22 protein-coding genes are annotated in these 24,416 nt (G+C 68.9%); 5 read left to right on the top strand and 17 right to left on the bottom strand.

All coding sequences use genetic code 11. The features are described 5' to 3' along the window. Window positions 1-169 precede the first annotated feature (169 nt). The 6 genes from AC1DN2_RS07210 to AC1DN2_RS07185 all read right to left on the bottom strand — a co-directional run bounded on the left by AC1DN2_RS07210 (window position 170) and on the right by AC1DN2_RS07185 (window position 6,817). Window positions 170-661, bottom strand: coding sequence for a carboxymuconolactone decarboxylase family protein (locus AC1DN2_RS07210; protein ID WP_476849783.1), 492 nt, complete (start codon window positions 659-661; stop codon window positions 170-172). 700 nt (window positions 662-1,361) lie between these two features. Then, window positions 1,362-2,384, bottom strand: a complete 1,023-nt coding sequence (locus tag AC1DN2_RS07205) for a glycerate kinase (protein WP_476849782.1) — start codon at window positions 2,382-2,384, stop codon at window positions 1,362-1,364. Window positions 2,385-2,388: 4 nt separating this feature from the next. After that, window positions 2,389-3,321 (bottom strand): 3,5-dioxohexanoate:acetyl-CoA acetone transferase, encoded by a 933-nt coding sequence (gene kce / locus AC1DN2_RS07200; protein WP_028275471.1) that lies wholly within the window; start codon window positions 3,319-3,321, stop codon window positions 2,389-2,391. 100 nt (window positions 3,322-3,421) lie between these two features. After that, the gene (locus AC1DN2_RS07195) at window positions 3,422-4,186 is read right to left on the bottom strand and encodes an SDR family oxidoreductase (RefSeq protein ID WP_476849781.1); all 765 of its coding nucleotides are present in this window, start codon (window positions 4,184-4,186) and stop codon (window positions 3,422-3,424) included. 85 nt (window positions 4,187-4,271) lie between these two features. Further along, on the bottom strand, window positions 4,272-5,591 hold the full coding sequence (locus AC1DN2_RS07190; protein ID WP_476849780.1) for an MFS transporter: 1,320 nt from the start codon (window positions 5,589-5,591) through the stop codon (window positions 4,272-4,274). Window positions 5,592-5,758: 167 nt separating this feature from the next. Next, window positions 5,759-6,817: a LacI family DNA-binding transcriptional regulator gene (locus tag AC1DN2_RS07185; protein WP_043434495.1), complete on the bottom strand. Its 1,059-nt coding sequence runs from the start codon at window positions 6,815-6,817 to the stop codon at window positions 5,759-5,761. A gap of 463 nt (window positions 6,818-7,280) precedes the next feature. On the opposite strand from AC1DN2_RS07185, the gene clpB reads away from it, so the two are divergent. Beyond that, complete coding sequence (clpB, locus tag AC1DN2_RS07180) at window positions 7,281-9,938, top strand: ATP-dependent chaperone ClpB (protein ID WP_476849779.1); 2,658 nt, start codon at window positions 7,281-7,283, stop codon at window positions 9,936-9,938. Between the two features lie 123 nt (window positions 9,939-10,061). Here clpB and AC1DN2_RS07175 read toward each other — a convergent pair whose 3' ends face one another. Then, entirely contained in the window at window positions 10,062-10,832 is a 771-nt protein-coding gene (locus AC1DN2_RS07175; protein ID WP_476849778.1) for a septum formation family protein, read from the bottom strand. Window positions 10,833-11,125: 293 nt separating this feature from the next. On the opposite strand from AC1DN2_RS07175, the gene AC1DN2_RS07170 reads away from it, so the two are divergent. Together AC1DN2_RS07170 and AC1DN2_RS07165 are read left to right on the top strand one after the other, a co-directional pair. Further along, window positions 11,126-11,359 carry a DUF3073 domain-containing protein gene (locus AC1DN2_RS07170; protein WP_018774150.1) on the top strand — a complete coding sequence of 78 codons (234 nt, stop codon included), beginning with the start codon at window positions 11,126-11,128 and terminating at the stop codon, window positions 11,357-11,359. Window positions 11,360-11,622: 263 nt separating this feature from the next. After that, window positions 11,623-12,405, top strand: coding sequence for a VOC family protein (locus tag AC1DN2_RS07165; protein WP_476849777.1), 783 nt, complete (start codon window positions 11,623-11,625; stop codon window positions 12,403-12,405). A 144-nt stretch (window positions 12,406-12,549) separates the two neighbouring features. Here AC1DN2_RS07165 and purM read toward each other — a convergent pair whose 3' ends face one another. The 3 genes from purM to AC1DN2_RS07150 form a co-directional block, all read right to left on the bottom strand. Further along, a complete protein-coding gene (gene purM / locus AC1DN2_RS07160) occupies window positions 12,550-13,722 on the bottom strand; it encodes a phosphoribosylformylglycinamidine cyclo-ligase (RefSeq protein WP_476849776.1) in 1,173 nt (390 codons plus the stop codon). Continuing rightward, window positions 13,719-15,395: an amidophosphoribosyltransferase gene (gene purF / locus AC1DN2_RS07155; protein WP_476849775.1), complete on the bottom strand. Its 1,677-nt coding sequence runs from the start codon at window positions 15,393-15,395 to the stop codon at window positions 13,719-13,721. The genes purM and purF overlap by 4 nt, the downstream gene beginning before the upstream one ends. 64 nt (window positions 15,396-15,459) lie before the next feature. Further along, window positions 15,460-15,843 carry a hypothetical protein gene (locus AC1DN2_RS07150; protein ID WP_476849774.1) on the bottom strand — a complete coding sequence of 128 codons (384 nt, stop codon included), beginning with the start codon at window positions 15,841-15,843 and terminating at the stop codon, window positions 15,460-15,462. 89 nt (window positions 15,844-15,932) lie between these two features. On the opposite strand from AC1DN2_RS07150, the gene AC1DN2_RS07145 reads away from it, so the two are divergent. Further along, on the top strand, window positions 15,933-16,781 hold the full coding sequence (locus AC1DN2_RS07145) for a class I SAM-dependent methyltransferase (protein ID WP_476849773.1): 849 nt from the start codon (window positions 15,933-15,935) through the stop codon (window positions 16,779-16,781). A gap of 126 nt (window positions 16,782-16,907) precedes the next feature. Here the strand turns inward: AC1DN2_RS07145 and AC1DN2_RS07140 are convergent, their stop codons facing one another. Beyond that, the gene (locus AC1DN2_RS07140) at window positions 16,908-17,858 is read right to left on the bottom strand and encodes a hypothetical protein (RefSeq protein ID WP_476849772.1); all 951 of its coding nucleotides are present in this window, start codon (window positions 17,856-17,858) and stop codon (window positions 16,908-16,910) included. 189 nt (window positions 17,859-18,047) lie between these two features. Further along, window positions 18,048-18,527 carry a thioredoxin-dependent thiol peroxidase gene (bcp, locus tag AC1DN2_RS07135; protein WP_028275479.1) on the bottom strand — a complete coding sequence of 160 codons (480 nt, stop codon included), beginning with the start codon at window positions 18,525-18,527 and terminating at the stop codon, window positions 18,048-18,050. A 172-nt stretch (window positions 18,528-18,699) separates the two neighbouring features. Between bcp and AC1DN2_RS07130 the strand changes: the two genes are divergently transcribed. Next, entirely contained in the window at window positions 18,700-19,686 is a 987-nt protein-coding gene (locus AC1DN2_RS07130; protein ID WP_476849771.1) for a serine hydrolase, read from the top strand. Window positions 19,687-19,803: 117 nt separating this feature from the next. Here the strand turns inward: AC1DN2_RS07130 and allB are convergent, their stop codons facing one another. From allB to AC1DN2_RS07105, 5 genes are all read right to left on the bottom strand, one after another. Beyond that, complete coding sequence (gene allB / locus AC1DN2_RS07125) at window positions 19,804-21,144, bottom strand: allantoinase AllB (RefSeq protein ID WP_476849770.1); 1,341 nt, start codon at window positions 21,142-21,144, stop codon at window positions 19,804-19,806. Further along, entirely contained in the window at window positions 21,137-21,925 is a 789-nt protein-coding gene (locus tag AC1DN2_RS07120) for a hydroxypyruvate isomerase family protein (protein WP_223913424.1), read from the bottom strand. The genes allB and AC1DN2_RS07120 overlap by 8 nt, the downstream gene beginning before the upstream one ends. A 79-nt stretch (window positions 21,926-22,004) precedes the next feature. Continuing rightward, the gene (locus AC1DN2_RS07115; RefSeq protein ID WP_179129057.1) at window positions 22,005-22,166 is read right to left on the bottom strand and encodes a glycine zipper domain-containing protein; all 162 of its coding nucleotides are present in this window, start codon (window positions 22,164-22,166) and stop codon (window positions 22,005-22,007) included. A 52-nt stretch (window positions 22,167-22,218) separates the two neighbouring features. After that, window positions 22,219-23,031, bottom strand: a complete 813-nt coding sequence (locus AC1DN2_RS07110; protein WP_476849769.1) for a bifunctional allantoicase/(S)-ureidoglycine aminohydrolase — start codon at window positions 23,029-23,031, stop codon at window positions 22,219-22,221. Then, window positions 23,028-24,314: a DUF6986 family protein gene (locus tag AC1DN2_RS07105; RefSeq protein WP_476849768.1), complete on the bottom strand. Its 1,287-nt coding sequence runs from the start codon at window positions 24,312-24,314 to the stop codon at window positions 23,028-23,030. Before AC1DN2_RS07105 ends, AC1DN2_RS07110 begins: the two co-directional genes overlap by 4 nt. Window positions 24,315-24,416 lie beyond the last annotated feature (102 nt).

Here is a 24,416-nt window from a genome sequence, read left to right as displayed (position 1 = left end):
CTCCCTCGGTGACCGCGGCTCCGCCCCACTTTTCGAGCTTACGACTGCACGCCAGTTGTGGCTACGGCTCATTGCTTAGCCAGCCGCGCACTGCCGGCGCCTTAGTCGCGGACACCTGTCCGCCGACCGGGTGTTCTGGTGCGGGCTGCTGGCGGGAGTGGACGGTGGTTTAGCCGCGGGCGTCGCGGACCGGGTGCTGGCTGACGATGGAAACCCGGTTGAACGCGTTCATCGTAATCGCCAGCCAGCTGACGGCGGAAAATTCTTCGACCGTCAGGTGCCGTCTGGCCTGTGCGCCTTCGTGGTCGCGGGTATGGGCGTCAGAGATGGTGGTGATGGCCTCGGCCAGCGTCAGGGCTGCACGTTCCTTTTCGGAGAACAGGGTGGTGTCGCGCCATGCGGGGAGGACGGCCAGGCGCTGGGCCGACTCGCCGTTCTTGACGGCGTCGCCCACGTGCATGTCCAGGCAAAAGGCGCAGCCGTTGATCTGCGAAATGCGGACATTGAGCAACTCGATGAGGGTGTCGTCCAGCCCGGCCTCGGTGGCGGCTTCCTTGGCTTTCAGGCCCAGCCCGTTGAGTGCGCGCCAGGCAGCGGGGTGCGCCTTGTCAAGGAATATGCTCCGGTGCCCGGGATCCTGCGGTGCCGTCGTGTCATTCATGAATTCCACAATACCGACGGGCCTCGGCACGGCCCGGAGCGGCGTGTGACAATTTTGTCAAACCTGTGACAAGCTTTGGGGGTGGGAGTGTTTGGTTCGGCGGCCGGCTCCTTGGGGGACCCGGCCGCCGGACCGCTCCTTCAGAGCCGGGCCTCCCGGGCAGCTACTTTCGAGCCGGGCCAGACTTCGCACCGCCGAGCTGCGCCAGGCCGGGCTTCACGAGCCGGGCCGCATTAACCCGACGACTCCTTCTGAGCCGCTCCTTCCGAGTCGCGCCCTCCTAGCGGTGCCTTCCGGGCCGGGCCAGGCTTCGCGCCGCCGAGCTCCGCCAGGCCGGGCTTCACGAGTTGATTTTCGCCAGTTCCCGCTGGGGGACATGTCCAGTTTTCAGCCAATCGTGCGGCCGCGGGAGGACATGTCCAGTGGCCACGTCCGGCAGCGGGGCACATGTCCACTCTTCAGGTCCGGGGATGGGCACAAAGGGCGTATGTCCACTGGCACGGGGCAGCGGAGGGCATGCCCGGCGGTTACACGTGGCAGCGATGGGCATGTCCAGTTTTTGGGCAATTTTGCGGAGCGGGGGAGGGCATGTCCCTTGGCCACGTCCGGCGGAGGACATGTCCAGTCTTCAGGTCCGGGGATGGGCACAAAGGGAGTATGTCCACTGGCGCGGGGCCAAGGGAGGACATGTCCCGCGGACTTACGGGTAAGTAGCAGCAGGAGCAGCGCCAGCAGCAGGGGAAGCCGCCGAAGCCGCATGGGCCAGTTCCGCCCCCGCCGCCTGCATGGCTGCCGGATCTCCGGCCACGATGATGCGGGCAAAGCTGTCTGCGTAGTCGCCGAGGTCCGGATCCACCGATCCCACCACCGCGTACACCGGCGTGGTGCCGGCACGGGCCAGGATGGCACCGATGATCTTCCCCTGGCCGGTCTGGGAATCCAGCCGGCCCTCGCCGACCACCACCGCGCTGCTGGCGGCCAGTTGCGCGTCGAAGCCCAGCAGATCCAGGACATAGTCCGCCCCTGAGACCAGGCGGGCGCCGTAACGGGCCCACATTCCGCCGGAGAAGCCACCCGCAGCGCCGGTCCGGTCCACCAGACGGGGATCGCGGCCGTAGTCCCGGGCGAACTCCGCCGCGAGCAGTTCGAGTCTGTGCGTCAGCAGCTCAACCGCGGCCGGCCCGGCTCCCTTCTGCGGCCCGAACACGCGTGCGGCGTCGGAAAAACGCGTCGTGACATCACTCAGGATCACCAGCTCGGCACCGCGGAGCCCGCAGCGTTCCTCGATCGCGGCGTTGGCGCCGGCCCCGCCGTCGGTGGTGGCCGAGCCCCCTGCCGCCACCACGATGCGGCGTGCGCCGTGCCGGGCGGCCTCCGCGATCAGGACGCCGGTGCCGTACGTGCTCGCCGTCAGCGGGTCCCGGCCGCCGGCGGACGGCAGGTTGAGGCCGCTCGCGACGGCCAGTTCGACGACGGCGGTCCCGTCGGCGGTGAGCCCGACCGCCGCCTCGACGGGTTCGCCCCACGGCCCGACCGTGGTGACAAGGACGGGCCGGGCGTCCAGACCGCGGGCGAGGGCCTCGGTGGTGCCCTCGCCGCCGTCGGCCACGGGCAGCTCGCGGGCCGCCGCGCCGGCCGTGCGGATGCCGGCCGCGATGTGCCCGGCCACCTCGGAAGCGGTGAAGGTGCCCTTGAAACTGTCCGGGGCCACCAGGATGCTCATCGGCTCAGAACCCTACGTTTTCCCGGCCCTTGAGCTGCAGCATCTGCCGCGCCTCGTCGGGGGTGGCGACCTCAAAGTTGAGGGCTTCCAGGATGGTGCGGATCCGGGTGACCTGTTCGGCGTTGGACGCGGCGAGCTGGCCGGGACCGATCCACAGGGAATCCTCCAGGCCCACCCGGACGTGGGAGCCCATGGCGGCGCCGATCGTGGCGAGCGGCATCTGGTTCCTGCCGGCGCCCAGGATGGACCACTCGTAGTCCTCGCCGAGCAGGCGGTCCGCCGTGCGGCGCATGTGCATGAGGTCCTCGGGGTGCGCGCCGATGCCGCCGAGCAGGCCGAAGACCGACTGGACGAACAGCGGTCCCCTGGCCAGCCCGCGGCCGTGGAAGTGCGCGAGGTTGTTCAGGTGCGAGATGTCGTAGCACTCGAACTCGAAGCGGGTGCCGTTCTGGTTGCCGATGCCCAGGATGGTCTCGATGTCCTGGAAGGTGTTCTTGAAGACGAGGTCGCGGCTCTTTTCGAGCCCCTCGCGCTCCCAGTCGTGGCCGAACTCGGTGAAGCGGTCCAGCATCGGGTACAGCCCGAAGTTCATCGAGCCCATGTTGAGTGAGGCAAGCTCCGGCTTGAACAGCGCCGCCGGCTGCATCCGCTCCTCGACGCTCATGTGCGGCGAGCCGCCCGTGGTGATGTTGATGACGGCGTCGGTGTTGCGCTTGAGCTTGTCCAGGATCGGGGCGAAGTGCTCGGGGTCCTGGGAGGGACGGCCGTCCCTGGGGTCGCGGGCGTGCATGTGCACGATCGCGGCGCCTGCCTCGGCGGCGCCGATCGCGGCGTCGGCGATCTCGTCGGGGGAGACGGGCAGGTGCGGGGACATGGACGGGGTGTGGATGGCGCCGGTGACGGCGCTGGTGATGATGACTTTGCGGGCAGCAGCCATGGGAATGTCTCCTTGGTGGGGCGGGGCGGGGCGGGGCAGCGTGGGTGCGGGGCGGGCGGCGGCCTGGGGCGGACCGGCTCCCCAGGCAGTTCAGTTCAGGTCAGTAGAGCTTTTCGGTGTTGCCGTCCACGGCGAGTGCCTGGCCGTTGACGTTGCGGGCCATGTCGCTGGCCACGAAGGCGGCCATGTTGGCGATGTCCTCGGCCTCGATCAGCCGGCCCAGCGAGGACTGGTTGTGGTACAGCGCGGACACCTCGTCCGCCGGCAGCTCGAGCATCCGGGCCTTGGCGGCGATCACGGAGTCGATGCGTGGGCCGTTGACGGCGCCGGGGCAGATGGCGTTGACGCGGATGCCGTCCGGGCCAAGTTCGATCGCGAGGGTTTTGGTCAGCCCGACGACGGCCCACTTCGACGCCGAATAGGCGCTGCGGCCGGCCATGCCCAGCCGCCCGGCGGCCGAGGACAGGTTCACGATAGAGGCGCCGCTGCCCTCGCGCAGCAGGGGCAGGGCATGCTTGATGCAGAAGAACTGGCCATGGATGTTGACGTCGAAGGTTGCCTTCCACGCCGCGGCGTCGAGGGATTCCAGGGGCCCGGTGGGACCGGCGATGCCGGCGTTGTTGACGAGGACGTCGAGGCCGCCCATTGCGTCCCGGACGGTGTCCATGAGTTCGCGGACCTGGCCCTCGTCCGAGACGTCGCTGACCGCGGCGAGGAGCCCGTTGACGCGGGCCTTGTCGACGGCGTCGGGGTCGATGTCGGTGACGAAGACGGTGGCGCCGAGTTCCCGGAACTTGCTGGCGATGGCCAGGCCGATGCCGTTCGCTCCGGCGGTGACGAGAATGCGCTTGGCGGTGAAATCCATGAGTAGTCCTTGCAGTGAGATGGCTTGCGGACCCGCTCCGAACGCGCGGCGGGGCGCATCCGGAACGGGCGGTGGGAGCAGTGCGTCAGTGGGCGGCCGGAACAATCGCGGGCTTCTCCGTGCCGCGCTTGAGCAGCAGGGACAGCAGCGCGCCGATGACGCACATGCCCACGATGAACCACAGGCCGGAGAGCTTGGAGCCGGTGGCGTCCTGCATGAAGCCCATGACGTAGGGGCCCAGGAAGCCGCCGCAGAGGCCGATGGTGTTGACGAAGGCGATGCCGCCGGCGAGGGCGGCGCCGCTGAGCCGGGTGGCCGGGTAGGTGAAGAGGATAGGCTGCAGGGCGAAGAAATTGAAGGCGGCGAGGCAGAAGCCGATCATGCCCAGCAGCGGCCCGCCGACGGCGCCGAGGGCGAAGCCGGCGACGATGCCGGTCATGGTGCCGGTGACCAGCATCCGGGAGCGGCGGCCGTCGGTGGCGAAGCGGGGGACCAGCAGGGCGCCCGCCGCGGAGAAGATCCACGGGATGGCCGTCAGCAGGCCGATCTGCAGCGGGCTGAGCTTGCCGTACGTGCCGATGATGGAGGGCAGGAAGTAGGACAGGGCGTAGACGGCGATCTGGTGGGTGAAGTAGACGCCGACGACGAGGAGGATCTGCTTGTCCTTCAGGACATCGCGGAGCAGGTGGTTGCCGGAGGCCGCGGCGCCGGCGGTCTCCTCGGCGGCGATGCGGGCCTCGAGATCGGCGGCTTCCTCGGCGGTGAGGAACGTCGCCATGCTGGGGCGGTCCGGGAGCTTCTTCCAGACGACGTAGGCGAGGACGCAGGCCGGGAGTCCTTCGACGAGGAACATCCACTGCCAGCCGTGCAGGCCGCCGAGCCCATCAAAGGTCAGCAGCAGCCCGCCCAGCGGGGCCCCGACAATGTTGGCGATGGAGACGCCGAGCAGGAACATTCCGTTGGCCTTGGCGCGGTCCTTGACCACGAACCACTGCGTCAGGAAGTACATGACGCCCGGGAAGAGTCCGGCTTCGGCCACGCCGAGCAGCATCCGCATGATGTAGAAGGACCATTCGCCCTGGACGAAGGCCATGCCGGCGGAGATGATGCCCCAGGTGATCATGATCCGCATGATCCAGAAGCGGGCGCCGACCTTGTGCATGATCAGGTTGGACGGGATTTCGGACAAGGCGTAGGTCAGGAAGAACAGCCCGGCGCCGATGCCGTACGCGGTGGCCGAGATGCCGAGGTCGATCTCCAGCCGGTCCTTGGCCATACCGATGTTGGTGCGGTCCAGGAAGGCCATGATGTAGGCGCCGATCAGCAGCGGCATGACGCGGCGTAAGATCACGCCGTTGATTTCCTGTGGTGTGCGCATCTTCTTTGTTGCGGATACAACTGACATGGGTCGGGGTCCTTGGCTCGTGGGCGGGATAGGTGGTCGGGGCGGGCATGCGGAAAGGGCAAACGGGAGGCAGTCGGCCGCGGCAGTGCGCGCGGCGCGTGGTTCGTCAGGGTCGCGGGAATGGGTAGGGCTGGCCGCGGACGGGCCGGCCCGCGTGTAGCGCGGCCTCAGCTGTCAGGAGGCGTGCAGCCGCACGTCCGCCCGACGTGCAGGCGGTGCCGGCACACTTTCGAGGTATAGGTGGCGGACGGGGAATCGATGCGTTTGAGCAGCATGGCGAACGCCTCGTTGGCCATTTCCTGCTGCGGTTGGACAATGCTGGTCAGGTTGATCAGCCCGGAGCGGCTGTGCGGCAGCCCGTCACAGCCGGCGACGGCGACGTCGTCCGGGATGCGCAGGCCGCGCGACAACGCGTATTCCATGACGCCGATGGCAAGCTCGTCGCTGCCGCAGACCACGGCCTGCGGCGGCGTTCCGGCCGAGAAGAGCCGCTCCGCCGCCAGCCGGCCGCCCTCGTTGTTCACCCTGGTGCTGATCTTCCGGTCGCCGCTGATCGTGATGCCCGCCGCGGCGGCTGTGCGGACAAACGCCTGTTCGCGGGCCAGGGAGGCCGTTGAGAACCGGGGGCCGATCACGGTGGCGATTTCGGTGAAGCCGTGGCTGAGCATGTGCTGCATCAGCGTGGTGGCTGCGGCGTCGTCGTCGATCCCGACGAAATCCGAGTCGAGGAAGTCCGCCCGGCGGGACAGGCACACGTAGGGGATGCGGGCCGCCCTCAGCGTGCGGAGCGCGGTGGCGTCGTCCCGGAGCGAGGCGGCCAGGATGATGCCATCGACGTTGCGGTGCGCGAGCGTCGAGGTGACCTGGGCGAGCACCTCCGGATCGTCCTGGGTGGTGGCGACGAACACTTCGTAGCCGGACTCCGCCGCGGCCGTAATGACGCCCTGCGCCCAGCGCGGAAACATCGGATTGATGATGTTCGGCAGGATCAGCCCGATGACCCGGGTCCGCTGCGGGTCGGTTGACTGCGACGGCTTACGGGGCCTGAAGCCGAGCTCGTTCGCCACGTGGATGATGTGGCGCCGGGTCTCGGGCGAGACGCCGCCCTTGCCGTTGAGGACGTAGGAGACCGCAGCCGAGGAAACCCCTGCAGCGCGGGCCACGGCAGCGGCCGAAACCGGCGGTACGGGGCCGTCGACGGTGGTGCTTATGGCGTGTTCGTGCATGTCCGGCCCTCCTTCGCGTCGGTTCGTTTTGCTGTGACCCCAGTTACAGTAAGGACCCCGCCGATCGTTAAGCAACGTTAAGTCATTCACGCGGGCCGTGCAGACCGACTGCTGTCGGACATGCCCATTGTTCGTGCCCGGGCCGGGGGGCATGCCCATTGTTCGTTCCCGGGCCGGGGGGACATGTCCAGCCGTGGGCCCGGGCGCTGGGCATAGTGGCACTATGGCCACTCTTCGGGCGCGGGGGAGGGCATGTCCAGCGGCGGGGTGCCCAGGGGAGGGCATGTCCAGCGGCCGGGGTGCGCGGCAGGGGTGCGCGGCCGCGGGGCGCACGGTGGCCGCGGGCGGTCGGCCCTAGACAGGCGTTTCGCTGTCGGCAAACATGGAGCCAGCCGCCCTCTTATCAAAGTTGAGCGATGTAGACTCAACTTTGATATCAGAACCTTTCCGGAAGGAGCCCTCGTTGGACGCCAAATTCACCACCAAGAGCCAGGAGGCCCTCGCTGCGGCCGCCATGAACGCCTCGACCGCGGGCAACCCGCAGCTCGAGCCCGCTCACTTGCTCAAGGCCCTCATGGACCAGCGGGAGGGCGTCGCCGTCGCGCTGCTCCGCGCCACCGGTGCCGACCCGGACGCCGTCAGTGTCCAGGCGAGCACCGCCATCAAGGCCCTTCCGTCGACTTCCGGGAGCAGCGTGCAGCAGGCGCAGTTGTCCCGGGCAGGGCTGCAGGCGATCAAGAATGCCCAGAACGAGGCCGAGCGGCTCGGGGACGCCTTTGTTTCCACCGAACACCTGCTGCTGGGCCTTGCCGCCGGGAGCGACGGCGTCGGGAAGCTCCTGCGCGAGGCCGGCGCCTCCCACGAGGCGCTGCTGGCCGCCCTCCCGGGCGTCCGCGGCGACCGCAAAGTGGACAACGCGGACCCGGAAAACTCGTTCCAGGCGCTGGAGAAGTACGGCACGGACCTCACTGCGGTCGCCCGCTCGGGCAAGCTGGACCCTGTGATTGGCCGTGATGCCGAGATCCGGCGGATCATCCAGGTCCTGAGCCGCCGCACCAAGAACAACCCCGTCATCATCGGCGAGCCCGGCGTCGGCAAGACCGCCGTCGTCGAGGGTCTCGCCCAGCGGATCGTGGAAGGCGACGTGCCCGAAAGCCTGCGCGGCAAGACGCTGATCGCCCTGGACCTCGCCTCGATGGTGGCCGGGGCGAAATACCGCGGCGAATTCGAGGAGCGGCTCAAGACTGTCCTGGAGGAAATCAAGAACTCTGAGGGGCAGATCGTCACGTTCATCGACGAGCTCCACACGGTGGTGGGTGCCGGCGCCACCGGGGACAGCTCGATGGATGCCGGCAACATGCTCAAGCCGATGCTGGCCCGCGGCGAGTTGCGCCTCATCGGTGCGACCACGCTGGACGAGTACCGCGAGAACATCGAAAAGGACCCCGCCCTGGAGCGCCGGTTCCAGCAGGTCTACGTGGGCGAGCCCAGCGTGGAGGACACCATCGGCATTCTGCGCGGCCTCAAGGAACGCTACGAGGCCCACCACAAGGTCTCCATCTCCGACTCCGCCCTCGTGGCGGCCGCGACGCTCTCCAACCGGTACATCTCCGGCCGGCAGCTGCCGGACAAGGCGATCGACCTCGTGGACGAGGCCGCGTCCCGGCTGCGCATGGAAATCGATTCGGCCCCGGAGGAGATCGACCAGCTGCGCCGCCAGGTAGACCGCCTGACCATGGAGGAACTGGCCCTGGCCGGCGAGACCGATCCCGCCTCGGTGGAACGGCTCGCGGCCCTGCGGGCGGACATGGCGGACAAGAAAGAGGAACTCGCGGGCCTGAACGCCCGGTGGGAGGCCGAGAAGGCGGGCCTGAACCGGGTGGGCGACCTGCGGGCCAAGCTTGACGAGCTCCGCTCCGCCGCGGACAAGGCCCAGCGCGAGGGGGACCTGGAGACCGCATCCAGGATCCTCTACGGCGAGATCCCCGCCCTGGAACGGGAACTGAACGCCGCCGCCGAGGCCGAAGCGGCCGTGCCGGACAAGTCCGGGCAGATGGTGGCCGACCAGGTTACCGCCGACGACATCGCCGAGGTGATTTCGGCCTGGACCGGCATCCCCGCGGGGCGCATGCTCCAGGGCGAGAGCCAGAAGCTGCTGAACATGGAGCACGTGCTGGGCGAGCGGCTGATCGGCCAGAAGCAGGCCGTCGCCGCGGTCTCCGACGCGGTGCGCCGCGCCCGCGCCGGGATCAGCGACCCCAACCGGCCCACCGGCTCGTTCCTGTTCCTCGGCCCCACCGGCGTCGGCAAGACCGAACTCGCCAAGTCCCTCGCGGACTTCCTGTTCGACGACGAGCGCGCGATGGTGCGGATCGACATGTCCGAATATTCGGAGAAGCACTCCGTGGCCCGGCTCGTCGGGGCGCCTCCCGGGTACGTCGGCTATGAGGAGGGCGGCCAGCTTACCGAGGCCGTGCGGCGGCGCCCGTACTCCGTGCTGCTGCTCGACGAAGTGGAAAAGGCCCACCCCGAGGTCTTCGACATCCTCCTGCAGGTGCTCGACGACGGCCGGCTCACCGACGGGCAGGGCCGCACCGTGGACTTCCGCAACGTGATCCTGGTGCTCACCTCGAACCTGGGCAGCCAGTTCCTCGTGGACCCCAACCTCGACGCCGCGGCCAAGAAGAACGCCGTCATGGCCACGGTGAACGCCTCCTTCAAGCCGGAGTTCCTTAACCGGCTCGATGAAGTGGTGCTGTTCGATCCGCTGAGCGTGGAGGAGCTCTCCCGGATCGTGGAACTGCAGGTCAAGGAGCTGGGCGAGCGGCTCAAGGGCCGCCGGCTGAACCTCGAAGTTACCGAGGGTGCCCGCGCCTGGCTGGCCGTGTCCGGCTTCGATCCCGCGTACGGCGCGCGGCCGCTGCGCCGCCTGGTGCAGCGCGAGATCGGCGACCGGCTGGCAAAGGCCATCCTGGCCGGCGAAATCGCCGACGGCGACACCGTCCTGGTGGACACCGCGCCGGACCTGATGGAACTCACCATGGGGGGCCCGGCGGCCGCGGACCGGCCCGACGGCGGCGCGTCCACGGGCAGCGGACTCTCGGTCCGGCGCAAGGAGTAGCCCCCGGCCCGGGTGCGCTCGGTGCCGCTGGCGGCCCGGTCCCGTCCCGGCCGCCAGTGGCGCTCAGCACCCTGCCGGTGGGCCAACACCGTGCGCCTTGCCAGCGCACTTGGCCGGGCAAGCCTAGGGCAGCAGGGACTCCTTGATGACGTTTCCGGCGTTCGTCGCGGCGTAGCAGTCGACCCGCCGGTCGCCCATCTCCCAGCTGCGCGGGCTCGGGTAGGCCAGCTTGTAGCTCAGGTCGTAGTCGCCGGCCTTTGCCGTGAGCGGAGCCGCCTTGCAGGCATCGCGTGCCTTCTGCTTGAGCTGGTCCCGGCCGGGGTACGAGTCATCTGGCCCGTATTTTTCCACGGCGACCAGCTGCGCCGAGTGGCCGGTGGCGCAGTCCACGACGGTGGACTGTTGCGCATCCGGGTCGAAGTCCTTGAAGCAGTCCCGCAGCTGGAAGTCCAGGGGGCTGACGCCCTCCAGCGGCAACGCCCCGCGGCTGGCGGGGGCGGACGCCGACGAAGCGGCGGGGGCCGGGCTGTCGTTTTCTGCGGAGGCCTGGTCGCTGCCGGCAAATGCGGCCACAGCCCACCAGACCAGAAGCGCAAGCACCACGAGGACGGCCGCGGCCGCGCCGAGCCGCTTTGGCCCCTGCCGGCGGATCCGGCGGACCAGGGGGCGTGCCCGCCGTGAGAGAGCCTTCTTGGTGCGTGAGAGCGCTTTCCTGGCGCCGGCGAAAGCGGTGCCGGCAAGGGCCGGGCGCGCGGGTTTCGCCGCTGCGGGTGCCGCCGCAGGATTCGTGGGCCGCGCACGGTCGGCTGTAATGACGGGCAGGGCGGACGTCGGCGGCCTCGAGGGCGGCGGCGGGATGGCCCCGGCGTCGTTCCTTGGATTCTCTTCGGTCACTGAGAAATTCACCACTTCCGTGCGTCTTTGCCGGGGCTGGAGGCCCGGCGTAGCGGCCCTTTTCTGGGCGCACATCACGAAACTCTATCGAAGATGCGCGGCACCGCGCATGCGCCGGTGGCTGCGGCCACCGTTGCGGGAGGCGCCACACTGTCCACAGGGGGCGGGCCGGCGAGCAGTTGGCGCCGAAAGCATGTAATCTAGGTGTACGACAAATTGACCAAACATTCCGGGGCCTCACCTATCGCCAAAAGGTGACCACCTCCGGTCCAAGTACAAAAGGGGGTCACGCCATGGGGCGCGGCCGTCAAAAGGCAAAAGCTACCAAGCAGGCTCGGGACATCAAGTACTACTCCCCGAACACTGACTATTCGGCCCTTCAGCGCGAGCTCACGGGCCCGGGAAGTCGTGCCACGAGCCACTTCGCGGATGACCCGGTTGAACCGGATTATTCAGCGTATGTGGATAAGTACGCGGACGATGTGGAAGACGACGACGACGAGGTTGATTCCCGTCGCATAGGTTAGTCGACGCTTCCTTCCGGCAGTTTTCTCCGGGGGATCCATCCGGCACCGCGGTGCCAGCCAAAGATTTTCGGGCCGCCGGCCACACCTGTAACAGGCGTGGCCGGCGGCCTTTCTTGTGCCCGCAGCCTTCCGTATCCGGGCCGGCCGGCTGGCCCGCGCTGCGCCGCGGATGAGCCGGCGCAGTTGTCACCGGCGGGGCACCGGGCTACGTTGTTCGTGCCGGATTTTCCCGGACGCCACACCGATGCCCCGGAAGGACTGCCATGACCATGCGCAAAGGATTCGCCGAGGGCGAGCTCTGCTGGACGGACCTCCAGACCCCCGACGTGGAGACGGCGAAGGTCTTTTACAGGGAGGTTTTCGGCTGGCGGTACGAAGACCTGCCCACTCCCGACGGACGCAGCTACGCGAAAGCCTTCCTGGGCGACGACCTGGTTACCGTGCTCGCTCCGCAGAACGCCCGGCAGGAAGCCGCGGCCGAACCGGGCCGGTGGAACGTGTATTTCGCGGTCGACGACGCCCGGGACCTGGCCGCCGAACTGGCGCATTCCCCCGGGCACCTTGAATTCGGCCCCGAGGAGATCGGTGACACCGGCGTCATGGTCTTCTTCGCCCCGCCCGGCGGCGGAACCACCGGGGCCTGGCAGGCCGGCAGCCACATCGGAGCCGGCCGGAGCCAGGAGACGGGCACCTTGGCCTGGGCTGAACTGCTCACGCCGGAACCGCAGGCCGCCGTCGGCTTCTTCCAACAGCTCTTCGGGCACGACGTCACCGAATACCCCCAGGACGACGGCGGCACCTACACCACGCTCATGGTGGGCGGCGCCGAGGTGGCCGGCATCGCCCGGGTCCCCGGCGACGCGCAGGACACCCTCGAGCCGGGGTGGCAGGTCTACTTCGGCGTCTCCGACGTCGCAGCGGCGGTGCAGGCTGCGGTGGCCGCCGGCGGCGTCGTGCTGATCGAACCGGACGAGGTCGAGGAAGCCGGAACCATCGCCACCCTCAAGGATCCGCAGGGCGGCGTCTTCAGCCTGCTGGAGGTTTAGGACCGCGGCTTAAACGGATCGAGTGCTCCCCACCGGCTCCCTCGCCTCGCAAACTCGGCCAGGGAACCCTGCCGGCGTTGGCCCGGCTGCCGTTTTGAGACCTCAAAACGGCAGCTGGGAGCACGCGACGTGGGTCGGGCCCGTTTAGGCGTAGGCGTTGACCAGCCGGACGGCGCCGCCGTCGACGCCCTTGGCGCCCTGGACGTAGTCCGGGCCGGTCTTGAGGACCGCATCCGAGTTCTGCTCGACGGTGCCCATGATCCAGGACGGCAGGCCGCGGTCGTTGAGCCGGTTCACGGCCGCGTCGGCCGCTTCCGGCGAAACAATGGCGACCATGCCCACGCCCAGGTTCAGGGTGCGCTCGAGGTCGGCCAGCGGGACGTTGCCGAGCTCGGAAACCAGCTTGAAGATGGCCGGGAGCTCCCAGGTGGAGCGGTCGACGGTGGCCAGCAGGCCCTGCGGGAGGACGCGGGCGAGGTTGGCTGCGAGGCCGCCGCCGGTCACGTGGCTGAAGCCGTGGACGGCTTTGCCGCCCGCGGAGCCGTTCACCGGGAAGGTGCGGGCGAGGTCCAGGCAGTCCGCGGCGTAGACGCGGGTGGGCTCGAGGAGCTCCTCGCCCAGGGTGCGGCCTAGCTCGGAGACCTGGCGGTCCAGGGCCCAGCCGGCGTGGTTGATGACGCGGCGGACCAGTGAGTAGCCGTTGGAGTGCAGGCCGGAGGAGGCCATGCCGATCACCACGTCGCCGGCGCGGACGCGGTCCGGGCCGAGCAGCTGGTCGGCCTCGACAACGCCGGTGGCGGCACCGGCGACGTCGTACTCGTGTTCCCCGAGCAGGCCGGGGTGTTCGGCGGTTTCGCCGCCCACCAGGGCGGTACCGGCGACCGAGCAGGCGGCCGCGATGCCGCGGACGATGTCGGCGATGCGCTCCGGGACCACCTTGCCGCAGGCGATGTAGTCGGTCATGTACAGCGGCTCGGCGCCCACGACGACGATGTCGTCCACCACCATGCCGACGAGGTCGTAGCCGATGGTGTCGTGGATGTCCATGGCCTGGGCGATTGCCACTTTGGTGCCGACACCGTCGGTGGAGGTGGCCAGCAGCGGGCGCCTGTAGGTCAGCAGCCGGGAGACGTCGTAGAGGCCAGCGAACCCGCCGACGCCGCCGATCACCGAGGCGTTGTGGGTGGCCTTGACGGCGTCCTTCATGAGTTCGACGGCGCGGTCTCCCGCTTCGACGTCGACGCCGGCGGAGGCGTAGGTGATGCCGGCGTTCTGGGCGGCGTTCATGTCAGCGGCGGCCGGGGAGGCGGAAGTCATACTGGCTCTTTCTTGTCGGCTGTGGTGACGCGGTCGGCATCGGTGAGCAGTTCTTCGAATTCGGAGTCCGGCCCCGGATCGCAACCGGTGGCGCCGGCCTTCTCGGCCGGATCGTCGGCGATGGAGGTGCCGGGTTCGGCGTCGGACGCGGCACCGGAGGGCGCCGCGGCGGAATCAGCCGCGCCGGCGGCGGTCGAGAGGCCGCCGAGGTCGGTGCGCTCGAGCAGGTTCTTGCCGAGCTTGTCAGCGCCGGGCAGCTCAATCGGGTACTTGCCGGTGAAGCAGGCGGTGCAGAGACGCTCGCGCGGCTGGCGGGTGGCGTCGATCATGCCGTCTTCGGAAATGTAGGCGAGCGAGTCGGCGCCGATGGCCTGGGTGATCTCGTCGATGGTGGCGCCGTTGGCGATCAGTTCCGCCCGGGAGGCGAAGTCGATGCCGTAGAAGCAGGGCCACTTGACCGGCGGGGAGGAAATCTTGATGTGGACGCTTGCGGCGCCCGCCTCCCGGAGCATCCGCACGATGGCGCGCTGGGTGTTGCCGCGGACGATCGAGTCGTCCACCACCACGACACGCTTGCCGCGGATCACGGATTCGAGGGCGTTGAGCTTGAGCCGGATGCCGAGCTGGCGCAGCGTCTGCGAGGGCTGGATGAACGTGCGGCCCACGTAGGAGTTCTTGACGAAGCCGTGCGCGAAGGGGATGCCGGATTCTTCGGCGTAGCCCACCGCCGCGGGGGTGCCGGATTCGGGCACGGGAATGACGATGTCCGCTTCCTGGGTGTTTTCGCGGGCCAGCTGGCGGCCCATTTCGACGCGGGATTCGTACACCGAGCGGCCCGCAATGGAGGCGTCCGGGCGGGCGAGGTAGACGTATTCGAAAACGCAGCCGGCCGGCGTCGCCTCGGCGAAGCGCTGCGAGCGGACGCCGTCCTCGTCGATCGCGATGAATTCGCCGGGTTCGATTTCGCGGATGAAGCTGGCACCGACGGTGGCGAGGGCGGACTGCTCGGAGGCAACCACCCAGCCGCGTTCAAGCCGGCCCAGGCACAGCGGGCGGATCCCGTAGGTGTCGCGGGCCGCGTAGAGGGTGCCCTCATCCATGAAGACGAAGCAGAAACCGCCCTTGATCATGGGCAGCAGCTCCATGGCCGTCTGCTCCAGGGACTTGCCCTCTTCGCCCTCCAGGAGCGCGGTCACCAGCGCGGTGTCCGAGGTGTTGCCCTGCTTCATCTCGCCGCTGAGGTTTCCGCCGTTGCGGTCCTCGATCATCGCCTTGAGCTCGGCGGTGTTGGTCAGGTTGCCGTTGTGGGCCAGGGCCACGGTGCCCGTGGACGTCGCGCCCAGGGTGGGCTGGGCGTTGGCCCAGTGGCTCGCACCGGTAGTGGAATAGCGGCAGTGGCCGACGGCCAGGTGCCCGGTCAGGGTGTTCAGCGTGGTCTCGTCGAAGACCTGGGAAACGAGGCCCATGTCCTTGTAGACGTTGATCCGCTTGCCGTCGCTGGTTGCTATTCCAGCCGACTCCTGACCGCGGTGCTGCAGTGCATACAGCCCGTAGTAGGTGAGTTTTGCTACTTCTTCACCGGGTGCCCAGACCCCAAAGACGCCGCATGCGTCCTGAGGGCCTTTTTCGCCTGGGAGAAGATCATGAGAAAGTTTTCCATCGCCGCGTGCCACTGGTCGATTATCTCACGATGTGCGCTAAGACTTTTCCGGCGGCCGGTTTATGACCTGACGCCTTTCAGCGGAGGTTCCCGTCGCGGCCCTCGTCGTCGTCGGCGTCCGGTGCGGATTCGACGACGGCGTGCTCGGCGCGGCGGACGCTCCGCCGGTCCAGGACCAGGGCGATCGCGGCACCCACGATGACGCCGCCGGCCGCGCAGAGGACCATGAAGAAGCCGAAGACCGAGGAACGGTCGAAGCTCGGGTCACCGGGCAGGGCGAAGGCGATGATGGCCGCGACGGCCACGCCCAGGAGCCCGCCCAGGACCAGGAAGGGCACATATTTCGGGGCCCGGCGGACGGTGACCTCGCGGCGCTCCGGAACGCCGCCCTGAACGTTGCCCTGTGCCGGTTCCCGCTGGGGGTCGTTGCCTGCTGTGCCGGGGGTTTCGTGGGGAGACATGCCGTTAAGCCTACTGCCCTTCGACTCATTGCCGCGGACCGCATCCCAGAGCAGACTAGGGCTAGGTACAGACGAGCTAAGGATCCGCCATGTTAGCCTCAGCCGACCGTGTTCGTGAGGAGCAGCGCTTGCTCTGGGATGAGTTCTCGGCGGGCTGGAAGAAATGGGACGCGGAACTGCTCGGCTGGCAGGCCCCGTTTGGCGACGCCCTCCGCCAGGAGCTCCGGCTCCGCCCCGACTCAGTCGTGCTGGACGTCGCGGCAGGCACGGGGGAGCCCGGCCTTAACGTGGCCGCCCAGGTGCCGGAAGGCCGTGTGGTCCTGACTGACATTTCGGCCGGAATGCTTCGGGTGGCCGAAGAGAAGGCATTGGCCCGGCGCCTGAACAACCTGGACTTTCAAGTGTGCGATTCGGCCGCCCTGCCGTTCCGCAACAACACGTTCGACGCCGTGTACAGCCACTTCGGTTTGATGTTCTTCCCGGTGATGTCCGCGGCCATGGCAGAGATGGCGCGCACCGCGAGGCCGGGCGCCCGGGTGGGCGCCGTCGTCTGGGGACGCGCGGCCGCAAACCCCTGGGCCAGCCTGATCCTGGGCACAATTGCCCGGCACCGGGAACTGCCCATTCCGCCCGCCGAGACTCCCGGGCTGTTCCGCTGCGCACCCGCTGGGTTCATGACCCGGATGTTCAAGGAGGCCGGGCTCGCCGAGGTGGCCGAGCACCAGGTCAGCACCGACCTGGTGCACGAATCCCCGGAGAGCTACTGGGAGTTCATGACCGACATCGCGACCACCGTGGCGATGGGCCTGGCCAAGGCGGACGCGGAGTCGCGGGCCCTGATCCGCTCGGATGTGTTCGCTCTGCTGGGCCGCTACGAGCACGACGGCGCGATCCGGCTCCGGTCCACCGCCACCGTGGTGGCGGGGACCAAGGTGTAGCCGGCTGGCGTCCCGGGCCCGTTTTCGCGGCGTTTTCGGACAGGGGCTGCGGTTTCGGACGGGCGCGCCGGGGATCCGCGCTGCACGGGTCCGATTTCGTAGCGAATTCCCGGGAACGTGGCGGGATCAGCGCCGGCAGGACGGGAGCGGCCGCCGGGGAACGCCAGCCGCCGCCAGAAATGTGCCGAATGTTCCGGGATTGGCCAGCTCCGACCATGTCCAACGGATCACCCGCCGGCCCGTGGCACGAATCCGGTCCTCCCGGCGTTTCTCGTCGGTGAGGGCCTCTGCTGGCGTCCGGCCCTGGAGATACTCCGCCTTGCGGTACTTCACGAGGCCGTCGAACTCTCCGCAAAGCTGATCATCGGGCCAGTCAAAGTCAGTGAACGCCACTAGCCCCCGGGCATCACGAATTTCGACCTGAAGGAGGGGGACCCGGAAGCCGAGCCGATGCATCAGGGCGCGGCTCACCGATTCTCCAGGGGAGCCGGACGCAGGATCAGCAAACTGCAGGGCGGTCCGGATCCGCCGGGCCGCGGCTGCCGTGTAGTTGCCGCCAATGCCGGCGTCGAGTTCCCCGCGGCTGAGCGGTGCCAGGTTGCCAGGCCGCGGCCCCAGGACATGGTCGAATACTGCGACGCCCTGCTCAAACGATTCGAAGGCGGCCAGGTCCAGTGCTGTCCGGACACGGTCTGTGACCAGGAGCCCGTGACGTTCCTCGATCTGCACCGAGCCCAAATCGACCAGATGCCGGCGGACCCCGGCGCGCGAGCGCCCGCCGCCGCCGTCGGACGTGCAGGCATGCACCAGATGGCTGTGGCCCAGAACCGGCATGTCCCACAGCACCGCGGAGGACTGGCGGCAGAAGACGGTCCGGCTCCGCAATGTGGAAGCAGCCGCCCGGATGAGGACCCGATTCCTGTCCCACGGCGGCAGCGCCTCCCACTCGTGGGCCCGGACGTACACGCCCTGCCTGATGCGCCGGAGCTGCCCGGCTTTCGCCTGCCGTGCAAGGCCCCGTGCGTCCTGGCCGAGGCGCGCGAGGTCGCTGCTGAGAATCAGTCGGGGTAGGTCCATGCCCCGATGCTGGCCCGCGCTGCGGGGCCGGACAACCACCGGCGGGGCGGATGTGGAAAACTACTCCGCTGCGGCTTCGGACCGGCGCGCAGCTATGGGAACCGCGCGCCGCGGATCCGCGCTGCATCTGTCCGATTCCGCCGCGGTGGTCCGAATCCGCCGCGAGAACGCCGCGGGGCGGTGCAAGCGTTAGACGCCCAGTGCTTCCTTCAGCGACGCCACGTGGCCCTGGGCCTTGACCTGGTACTGCGCCAGTTTGACCTTGCCCTCGGGGTCCAGCACCACGGTGGAGCGGACGATGCCCTCCGTGACCTCGCCGTGGACCAGCTTCTCGCCCCACGCGCCGTAGGCGAGGGCCACGGCGTGGTCCTCGTCGGCCAGGAGCGGGAAGGTCAGGGCGAAGTCGCCGGTGAAATGGGCCAGGGCCTCGGGGGCATCGGGGGAGATGCCCAGGACCTCGTAGCCGGAGCCCTGCAGGGACGCGAGGTTGTCGCGGAAGTCGCAGGCCTCGGTGGTGCAGCCGGGGGTTGCCGCCTGCGGGTAGAAGTACACAATGACGTTCTTGCCGCGGTAGTCGGCCAGGGCAACCGGCTTGCCTTCGGCGTCAGGCAGGGTAAAATCCGGGGCCGGGGTGCCTGGCTGAAGCTTGACGGTCATGTTTGCGCTCATGATGATCCTTCGGGGGTGGACAACGGGTCTGTGATGCACAACATCGTGGACCGAGGCTGTATTCCGCCGCCTGGGCCTGGCCGGGACCCGTCCGGGGCGGCTTTGGGGACCCGCCGGCCTGACAGCTATTTCATAGCTCGGGCATAGCTGCCGTGGCTAGCTTGGAGCCATTATGGAACAGCAGACTCCACGGCAGCGACGATTCGGATCCCGGCGCACGGCCACGGGACGGCAGCCGACGCCTGGCCGGGTCCGGGCCATGGCCCTGGCGGCCGGTGCCGCTGCGCTGGCGGTCGTGCTGGCCGCCGGCATCTATTCCTCCGCGGAAGCCCGTTCGACGGCGGTGAATCCCACGACGGCGTCTGCCACGCTGTCTGCCGCGCCGACGGCGGAGGCCAGCGCGTCGCCGTCGGCCAGCCCCGATGCGGTGGCCCAGGCATCCGGACCGGCTCCGGGAACGGTGGACGAGGCCCTGGATGCGCGCATCAAGGCCATTCTCGATGCCAACAGCCAGTTCCAGATCGGCGTGGCGCTGGTCGACCTCTCCAAGGACCCCGGCGCCGCGGACGTCCACGAATACGGGGTCCGGGAGGAGTTCGTGGCGGCGAGCACCGCCAAAGTGCTGGCCGCGGCGGCTTACTACCACCTGGTCGAAACCGGGGCGGCCAGCCTCGATGACCCTTTGGGGAGCTACACCGCCGGCTTCCAGCTCCGGGAGATGATCCAGCAGAGCGACAACGACTCGTGGTCGCTGATCATGGATGCCGTGGGCCACGAGGAGCTGACGGAGTACGCGGCATCGCTGGGCGTGAGCTATGACCCGGAAACCAACACGCTGACACCGGCGGAAATGGCGACGATCCTGGCGGGGGTCTATTCCGGGACGCTTCTGACGGCAGACCACACCGCCCAGCTGTTGTCCTATATGCAGGACACCAACTACGAAACGCTCATTCCCGCCGCCGTTCCGGAAGGGATCACGGTCTTCCACAAGTACGGGCTCCTGGACGACGAACTGCACGACGCCGCCGTCCTCGCGCAAGGCAACACCGCATACGCGCTGGTCATCTACACCAAGGGCCAGGACTTGAGCGACGTCCCGGAACGCACCGGGGTGATCCATCAGCTGACGCAGGCCGTGGCAGGCGCTCTCTTCTAGCGAGGCGTTATCGGAAGACTGCAGCGGAACCGGACCACCGCACCGCGGATCCGCGGCGCCTTCGTCCCGAAGCGGGGCAGAAAACCGAATGCGGCGCGGACCCGACGCGGATTTGGCTTAGCCGCCGCGGCGGATCAGCCTGCCGGTCGGAGTCCGGCCGTCGACCAGGGTGCCGCGGAGGTAGGTCTGCCGGACGACGCCGGAAAGGGCCTTCCCGTCGTAGGGGGTGATGGGGTTCTTGTGCCTGAGCCTGGAGGCGTCCACGACGTACCCCTCGTCCGGGGCAAACACGCAGAGATCGGCGTCGTACCCGAGCGCCAGCTGGCCCTTGTTGCGCAGGCCGGCGAACCGGGCCGGCTTGGCCGCCATCCACGAGAGAACGTGCTCCAGCGCGATGCCGCGGTGCCGGGCTTCGGTCCAGACCAGCGACAGGCCCAGCTGCAACGAGGACACGCCGCCCCAGGCCACGGCGAAGTCGCCGTTCGCCAGGTCCTTCAAATCCAGGGTGGACGGGGAGTGGTCCGAGACGATGCAGTCGATGGTGCCGTCCTGCAGGCCGGCCCACAGCAGTTCGCGGTTGGAGGCTTCGCGGATCGGCGGGCAGCACTTGTAGGCCGTGGCGCCGTCCGGGATTTCCTCGGCCGTCAGCGTCAGGTAGTGCGGGCACGTCTCGACGGTGAGGCGGACGCCATCGCGCTTGGCGGTGGCGATCATGGGGAGCGCATCGGAGGAGGACAGATGCACGATGTGGGCGCGGGCGCCGGTCCGGCGGGCCCGCTCGATGACCTCGGCGACGGCCGTGTTCTCGGCCGCGCGCGGGCGGGACGCCAGGAATGTGGCGTAGCGGCCGCCGCCCGGGCGGGGCGCGTGATCGATCGTGTGGGAGTCCTCGGCGTGGACGATCATGAGCGAGTCGAAGGACTTGAGAGCGGCCATGTCCTCTTCCATCTCGTCCGCTGCCAGATGCGGGAACTCTTCCACACCGGAGTGCAGCAGGAAGCATTTGAAGCCGAAGACGCCCTCGTCGTGCAGCGGCCGCAGCTCCTGCCTGTTGCCCGGGACGGCTCCGCCCCAGAACCCGACGTCCACGAACACCTGGCCCCCGGCCGCCTCGCGCTTGAGTTTAAGGCCGGCCACGGAGGTGGTGGGCGGGATGCTGTTCAACGGCATGTCGATGATGGTGGTGACGCCGCCGGCCGCCGCCGCCCGGGTGGCGGACGCGAAGCCCTCCCACTCGGTGCGGCCGGGCTCGTTGACGTGCACGTGGGTGTCCACGAGGCCCGGCAGGAGGATTTCGTCGCCGGCGAGTTCAATGACTTCACGGCCGGATAGGCCGGTGCCCAGCGGCTCGATCGCGGCAATCACGCCGTCGCGGATGCCGACTTCCCGCGCGGCGATGCCAGCGGTGGTCAGCACCTGCCGGCCGCGGAAGACGACGTCGTAGGTGTCTTCAGGCACGGAGGGCCCAGCTGAACGCCGTTTCCGCCGGTTCCTTGTATTCCAGGCCGATGTAGCCCTGGTAGCCGAGGGCGCGGCTGCGGGCGACCCATTCGCCGAGCGGAAGCTGCCCGGTTCCGGGAGCCCCGCGGCCGGGGTTGTCGGCGATCTGGATGTGGCCGAAGCCGCTGGCGTGTTTTTCGATGACGGCGGCGACGTCGTCACCGTTCACGGCCAGGTGGTAGAAGTCGGCGAGAAGCTTGATGTTCTCCGCACCGGATTCCCGCTTGACCCGGGCGATGACGTCGAGGGCGTCCTGGGCCTTGAGCAGCGGGTAGCGTGGTGCGCCGCTGACCGGTTCCAGGAGCACAGTGCCGCCGATGCCCGCGACGCCGGCAGCCGCCGTCGCGAGGTTCTCGGCGCCAATGGCGTCCTGCCTCTGCGCGGATGCGCCGTCAATGCGGTTGCCGTAGAGGGCGTTGAAGGCCTTGCAACCGAGGCGCTCACCGATGCCGGCGACAACGTCGATGTTGTCCTGGAACTCGGTGGAGCGTGCCGGCCAGGAGAGGAGGCCGCGGTCGCCGCCGGGCATGTCGCCCGCGTTGAAGTTCAGGCCCGTGAGCTGCACGCCGGCGTCGGCGATGGCGTTCTCAAACCGGGAAACCTCGGCGTCGGTGGGGACGGAGGTCCCGAAGGGCCACCAGAATTCGACGGCGTCAAAACCGGCGGCCTTCGCCGCGGCCGGGCGTTCCAGAAGGGGGAGCTCCGTCAGGAGGATGGAGCAGTTCACGGTGTACGTCATTGCGGGTTCTTCCGGTGAGGGTGGCAGGTCGTTGGACAGCCGCGGGGCGGGGCTGCGGGGCTCCCGGCGGCGGGCATCCCTACCGTTTCCTGGGGTCCTTCCGGGCCGCCAGGCCCACGAGGGCGCCGAGCGCCACGCCGATCAGCAAGCCCGTGAACGGCTTGTCGACGGTGGTGACCCCGATGGCGAAGCCGAGGGCCGCGCCAAGGAGCATTCCGATCCACAGGGATTCGTACCTCACAGCATCAGGCTAGCAAGGATCGCCCGTGCCACAAGTGCTCCCGGCTCCGGTCTCACGTCAGGCGGATCTGGCGGTTGACGTCCTTGTACAGCAGGTACCGGAAGTCGCCCGGACCGCCGGCGTAGCACGCCTGGGGGCAGAAGGCACGCAGCCACATGAAGTCGCCGGCCTCCACTTCCACCCAGTCGTCATTGAGCCGGTAGACGGCTTTGCCTTCCAGCACGAAGAGGCCGTGCTCCATGACGTGGGTTTCCGCGAAGGGGATGGAGGCGCCGGGCTTGAGGGTGACGATGTTGACGTGCATGTCGTGGGCGAGGTCCTCCGGGTCCACGAAACGCGTGGTGGCCCAGGCCCCGTCGGTGTCCGGCATCGCCCGCGGTGCGACGTCCTGGTCGCGGGTTACAAAGGATTTCGCCGTGTAGCCGTCCAGCGGCTCGTAGGCCTTCCGGATCCACTGGAAACTGGCGATCTCCCCGGACTCGTTCGCCACGGACCACCGGGCCCCCGCGGCGAGGTATGCGTAGCCGCCCTCTCCGAGTTTGTGGATTTCCCCCTCGAGGGTCAGTGCCAGGGCGCCCTTGGTCAGGAAGATGACGCCTTCGACGCCGGCCTCCGGCTCCGGCTTTTCCGCGCCGCCGCCCGGTCCCACCTCGACAATCAGCTGCGCGAACGTCGTAGCGAAACCGGCGATGGGCCGGGCAATGATCCAGGAGCGGGTGTTGGTCCAGCCGGGCAGCTTGCTCGTGACGATGTCCCGGAGGGCGCCCTTCGGGATGACCGTGTAGGCCTCCTTGACCACGGCCCGGTCGGTGAGGAGCTGGGTCTGCGGTGGAAGCCCGCCCTCAGGGTAAAAATAGTTGCTCATGGGTGCGTTCCTTCTGCTGAGGAGGCGGCGGTTGCGGCCAGCCGGGGATGGGCCAGCACGGTGAGTTGGGGGAGCCCGACGCCGGCCAGCGCCAGGACTTCGTCGGCGCCGACGGCGCCGCACTGGACGCCGCGGAGCACGAAGGCCGCCAGGGCGCGGGCGGTGGCGGGTTCATCCAGGACGCCGCGGGCGGTTTGTTCCACGTAATGGCGGAGCCGGGCAGCGGCGGCGGGGAGCCCTTGCCGGTAAAAGGCGTAGGTCGCGGCGAACCGGCTGGGCAGCTGCGCCGGGTGGAGGTCCCAGCCCTGGTAGTAGCCGCGTTCCAGCGAGCGGCGGACCAGCCGGCCGTGGAGCTGCCAGGCCTGCTCCACGTTCCCGCCCACCGGGATGATGTTGGTGGAGCCGTCGGAGAGCCGGATCCCGGTGCCTGCCGCGGCAAGCTGCATGACTTCTTTGGCGAAGTCCGCCACGGGATGTTCCATGGACTGGTATTCGGCGGAGATCTGCAGCGATGCCGAGTAGTCGTAGGTGCCGTAGTGCAGCCCGCTGATCCTGCCCGGCACTGCGTGCGGCAGGCGCGCCACCGGGGAGGTTCCGTCCGGGCCCAGGATCAGCTGCGGCGTTTCCACCTGCACCTCAAAGCGGAGCCGGCCCGGAGTGAGCGCGTGGACTTCCTCGAGGCGGGACACGGCGAAGGCCATGGCCTCCACCTGGGCCACCGTGGTGACCTTGGGCAGGGTGAGGATGAGCCCGTCCGGGAGTTCGCCGGCCGCGGCCAGCTGCGACACGAAAAGATCCAGGGTCCGCAGACCCCGCGCACGGGTGGCGGCCTCGAAGCACTTGAAGCGGATCCCGATGAACGGCGGCGCGGTACCGGCGGCGACGGCGGCGGCCACGGCGGACGCCGCGGCAACGGCAGCGGCGTCCTCGGCGTCGTCGCCCCGGTCCCCGAAGCCGTCCTCAAAGTCCAGCCGGAGGTCCTCGATCGGCTCACGTGTGAGCTTTTCCCGGACCCGCGCTGCGACGGCGGCGGCCAGTTCGGGGTCCTGGCCGAGCAGGGTGCCGAGCCGTTCCAGTCCGCCCCGGGCCTCGACCGCGGCCAACGCCTGGGCGCCCCAGTCCGCGGTGAAGTCCGGGCCGAAACGGTCGGCCGGAACGTAGACGGTGTGCACCGGCTGACGGGAGCCGTCGTCGCCCGGATAGCCACGCTCCAGCAGCCGGTCGGTGGCCGCGAGCCGCTCATCGATCCGGGCGAGGTCCGCCGCCGAGAGCGCCGGCCTCACCGGACCCTGGCTTGGTGAACGGCTCTTTGGTTGGTTCGATGAACGGCCAGGTGAATGGCCGGTTGAATGCCCCGAAGAACGGCTCCGTGGATGCTGCCCGGC

The organism is Arthrobacter sp. 01L42 (assembly GCF_056400005.1).
This window is presented reverse-complemented; position numbering and strand designations above follow the sequence as displayed.

Coding starts and splice junctions, on each gene's coding strand:
- AC1DN2_RS07210 (WP_476849783.1), bottom strand. CDS start 661: ATGAATGACACGACGGCACCGCAGGATCCCGGGCACCGGAGCATATTC.
- AC1DN2_RS07205 (WP_476849782.1), bottom strand. CDS start 2,384: ATGAGCATCCTGGTGGCCCCGGACAGTTTCAAGGGCACCTTCACCGCT.
- kce (WP_028275471.1), bottom strand. CDS start 3,321: ATGGCTGCTGCCCGCAAAGTCATCATCACCAGCGCCGTCACCGGCGCC.
- AC1DN2_RS07195 (WP_476849781.1), bottom strand. CDS start 4,186: ATGGATTTCACCGCCAAGCGCATTCTCGTCACCGCCGGAGCGAACGGC.
- AC1DN2_RS07190 (WP_476849780.1), bottom strand. CDS start 5,591: ATGTCAGTTGTATCCGCAACAAAGAAGATGCGCACACCACAGGAAATC.
- AC1DN2_RS07185 (WP_043434495.1), bottom strand. CDS start 6,817: ATGCACGAACACGCCATAAGCACCACCGTCGACGGCCCCGTACCGCCG.
- AC1DN2_RS07170 (WP_018774150.1), top strand. CDS start 11,126: ATGGGGCGCGGCCGTCAAAAGGCAAAAGCTACCAAGCAGGCTCGGGAC.
- AC1DN2_RS07165 (WP_476849777.1), top strand. CDS start 11,623: ATGACCATGCGCAAAGGATTCGCCGAGGGCGAGCTCTGCTGGACGGAC.
- purM (WP_476849776.1), bottom strand. CDS start 13,722: ATGACTTCCGCCTCCCCGGCCGCCGCTGACATGAACGCCGCCCAGAAC.
- AC1DN2_RS07150 (WP_476849774.1), bottom strand. CDS start 15,843: ATGTCTCCCCACGAAACCCCCGGCACAGCAGGCAACGACCCCCAGCGG.
- AC1DN2_RS07145 (WP_476849773.1), top strand. CDS start 15,933: ATGTTAGCCTCAGCCGACCGTGTTCGTGAGGAGCAGCGCTTGCTCTGG.
- AC1DN2_RS07140 (WP_476849772.1), bottom strand. CDS start 17,858: ATGGACCTACCCCGACTGATTCTCAGCAGCGACCTCGCGCGCCTCGGC.
- bcp (WP_028275479.1), bottom strand. CDS start 18,527: ATGAGCGCAAACATGACCGTCAAGCTTCAGCCAGGCACCCCGGCCCCG.
- AC1DN2_RS07130 (WP_476849771.1), top strand. CDS start 18,700: ATGGAACAGCAGACTCCACGGCAGCGACGATTCGGATCCCGGCGCACG.
- AC1DN2_RS07120 (WP_223913424.1), bottom strand. CDS start 21,925: ATGACGTACACCGTGAACTGCTCCATCCTCCTGACGGAGCTCCCCCTT.
- AC1DN2_RS07110 (WP_476849769.1), bottom strand. CDS start 23,031: ATGAGCAACTATTTTTACCCTGAGGGCGGGCTTCCACCGCAGACCCAG.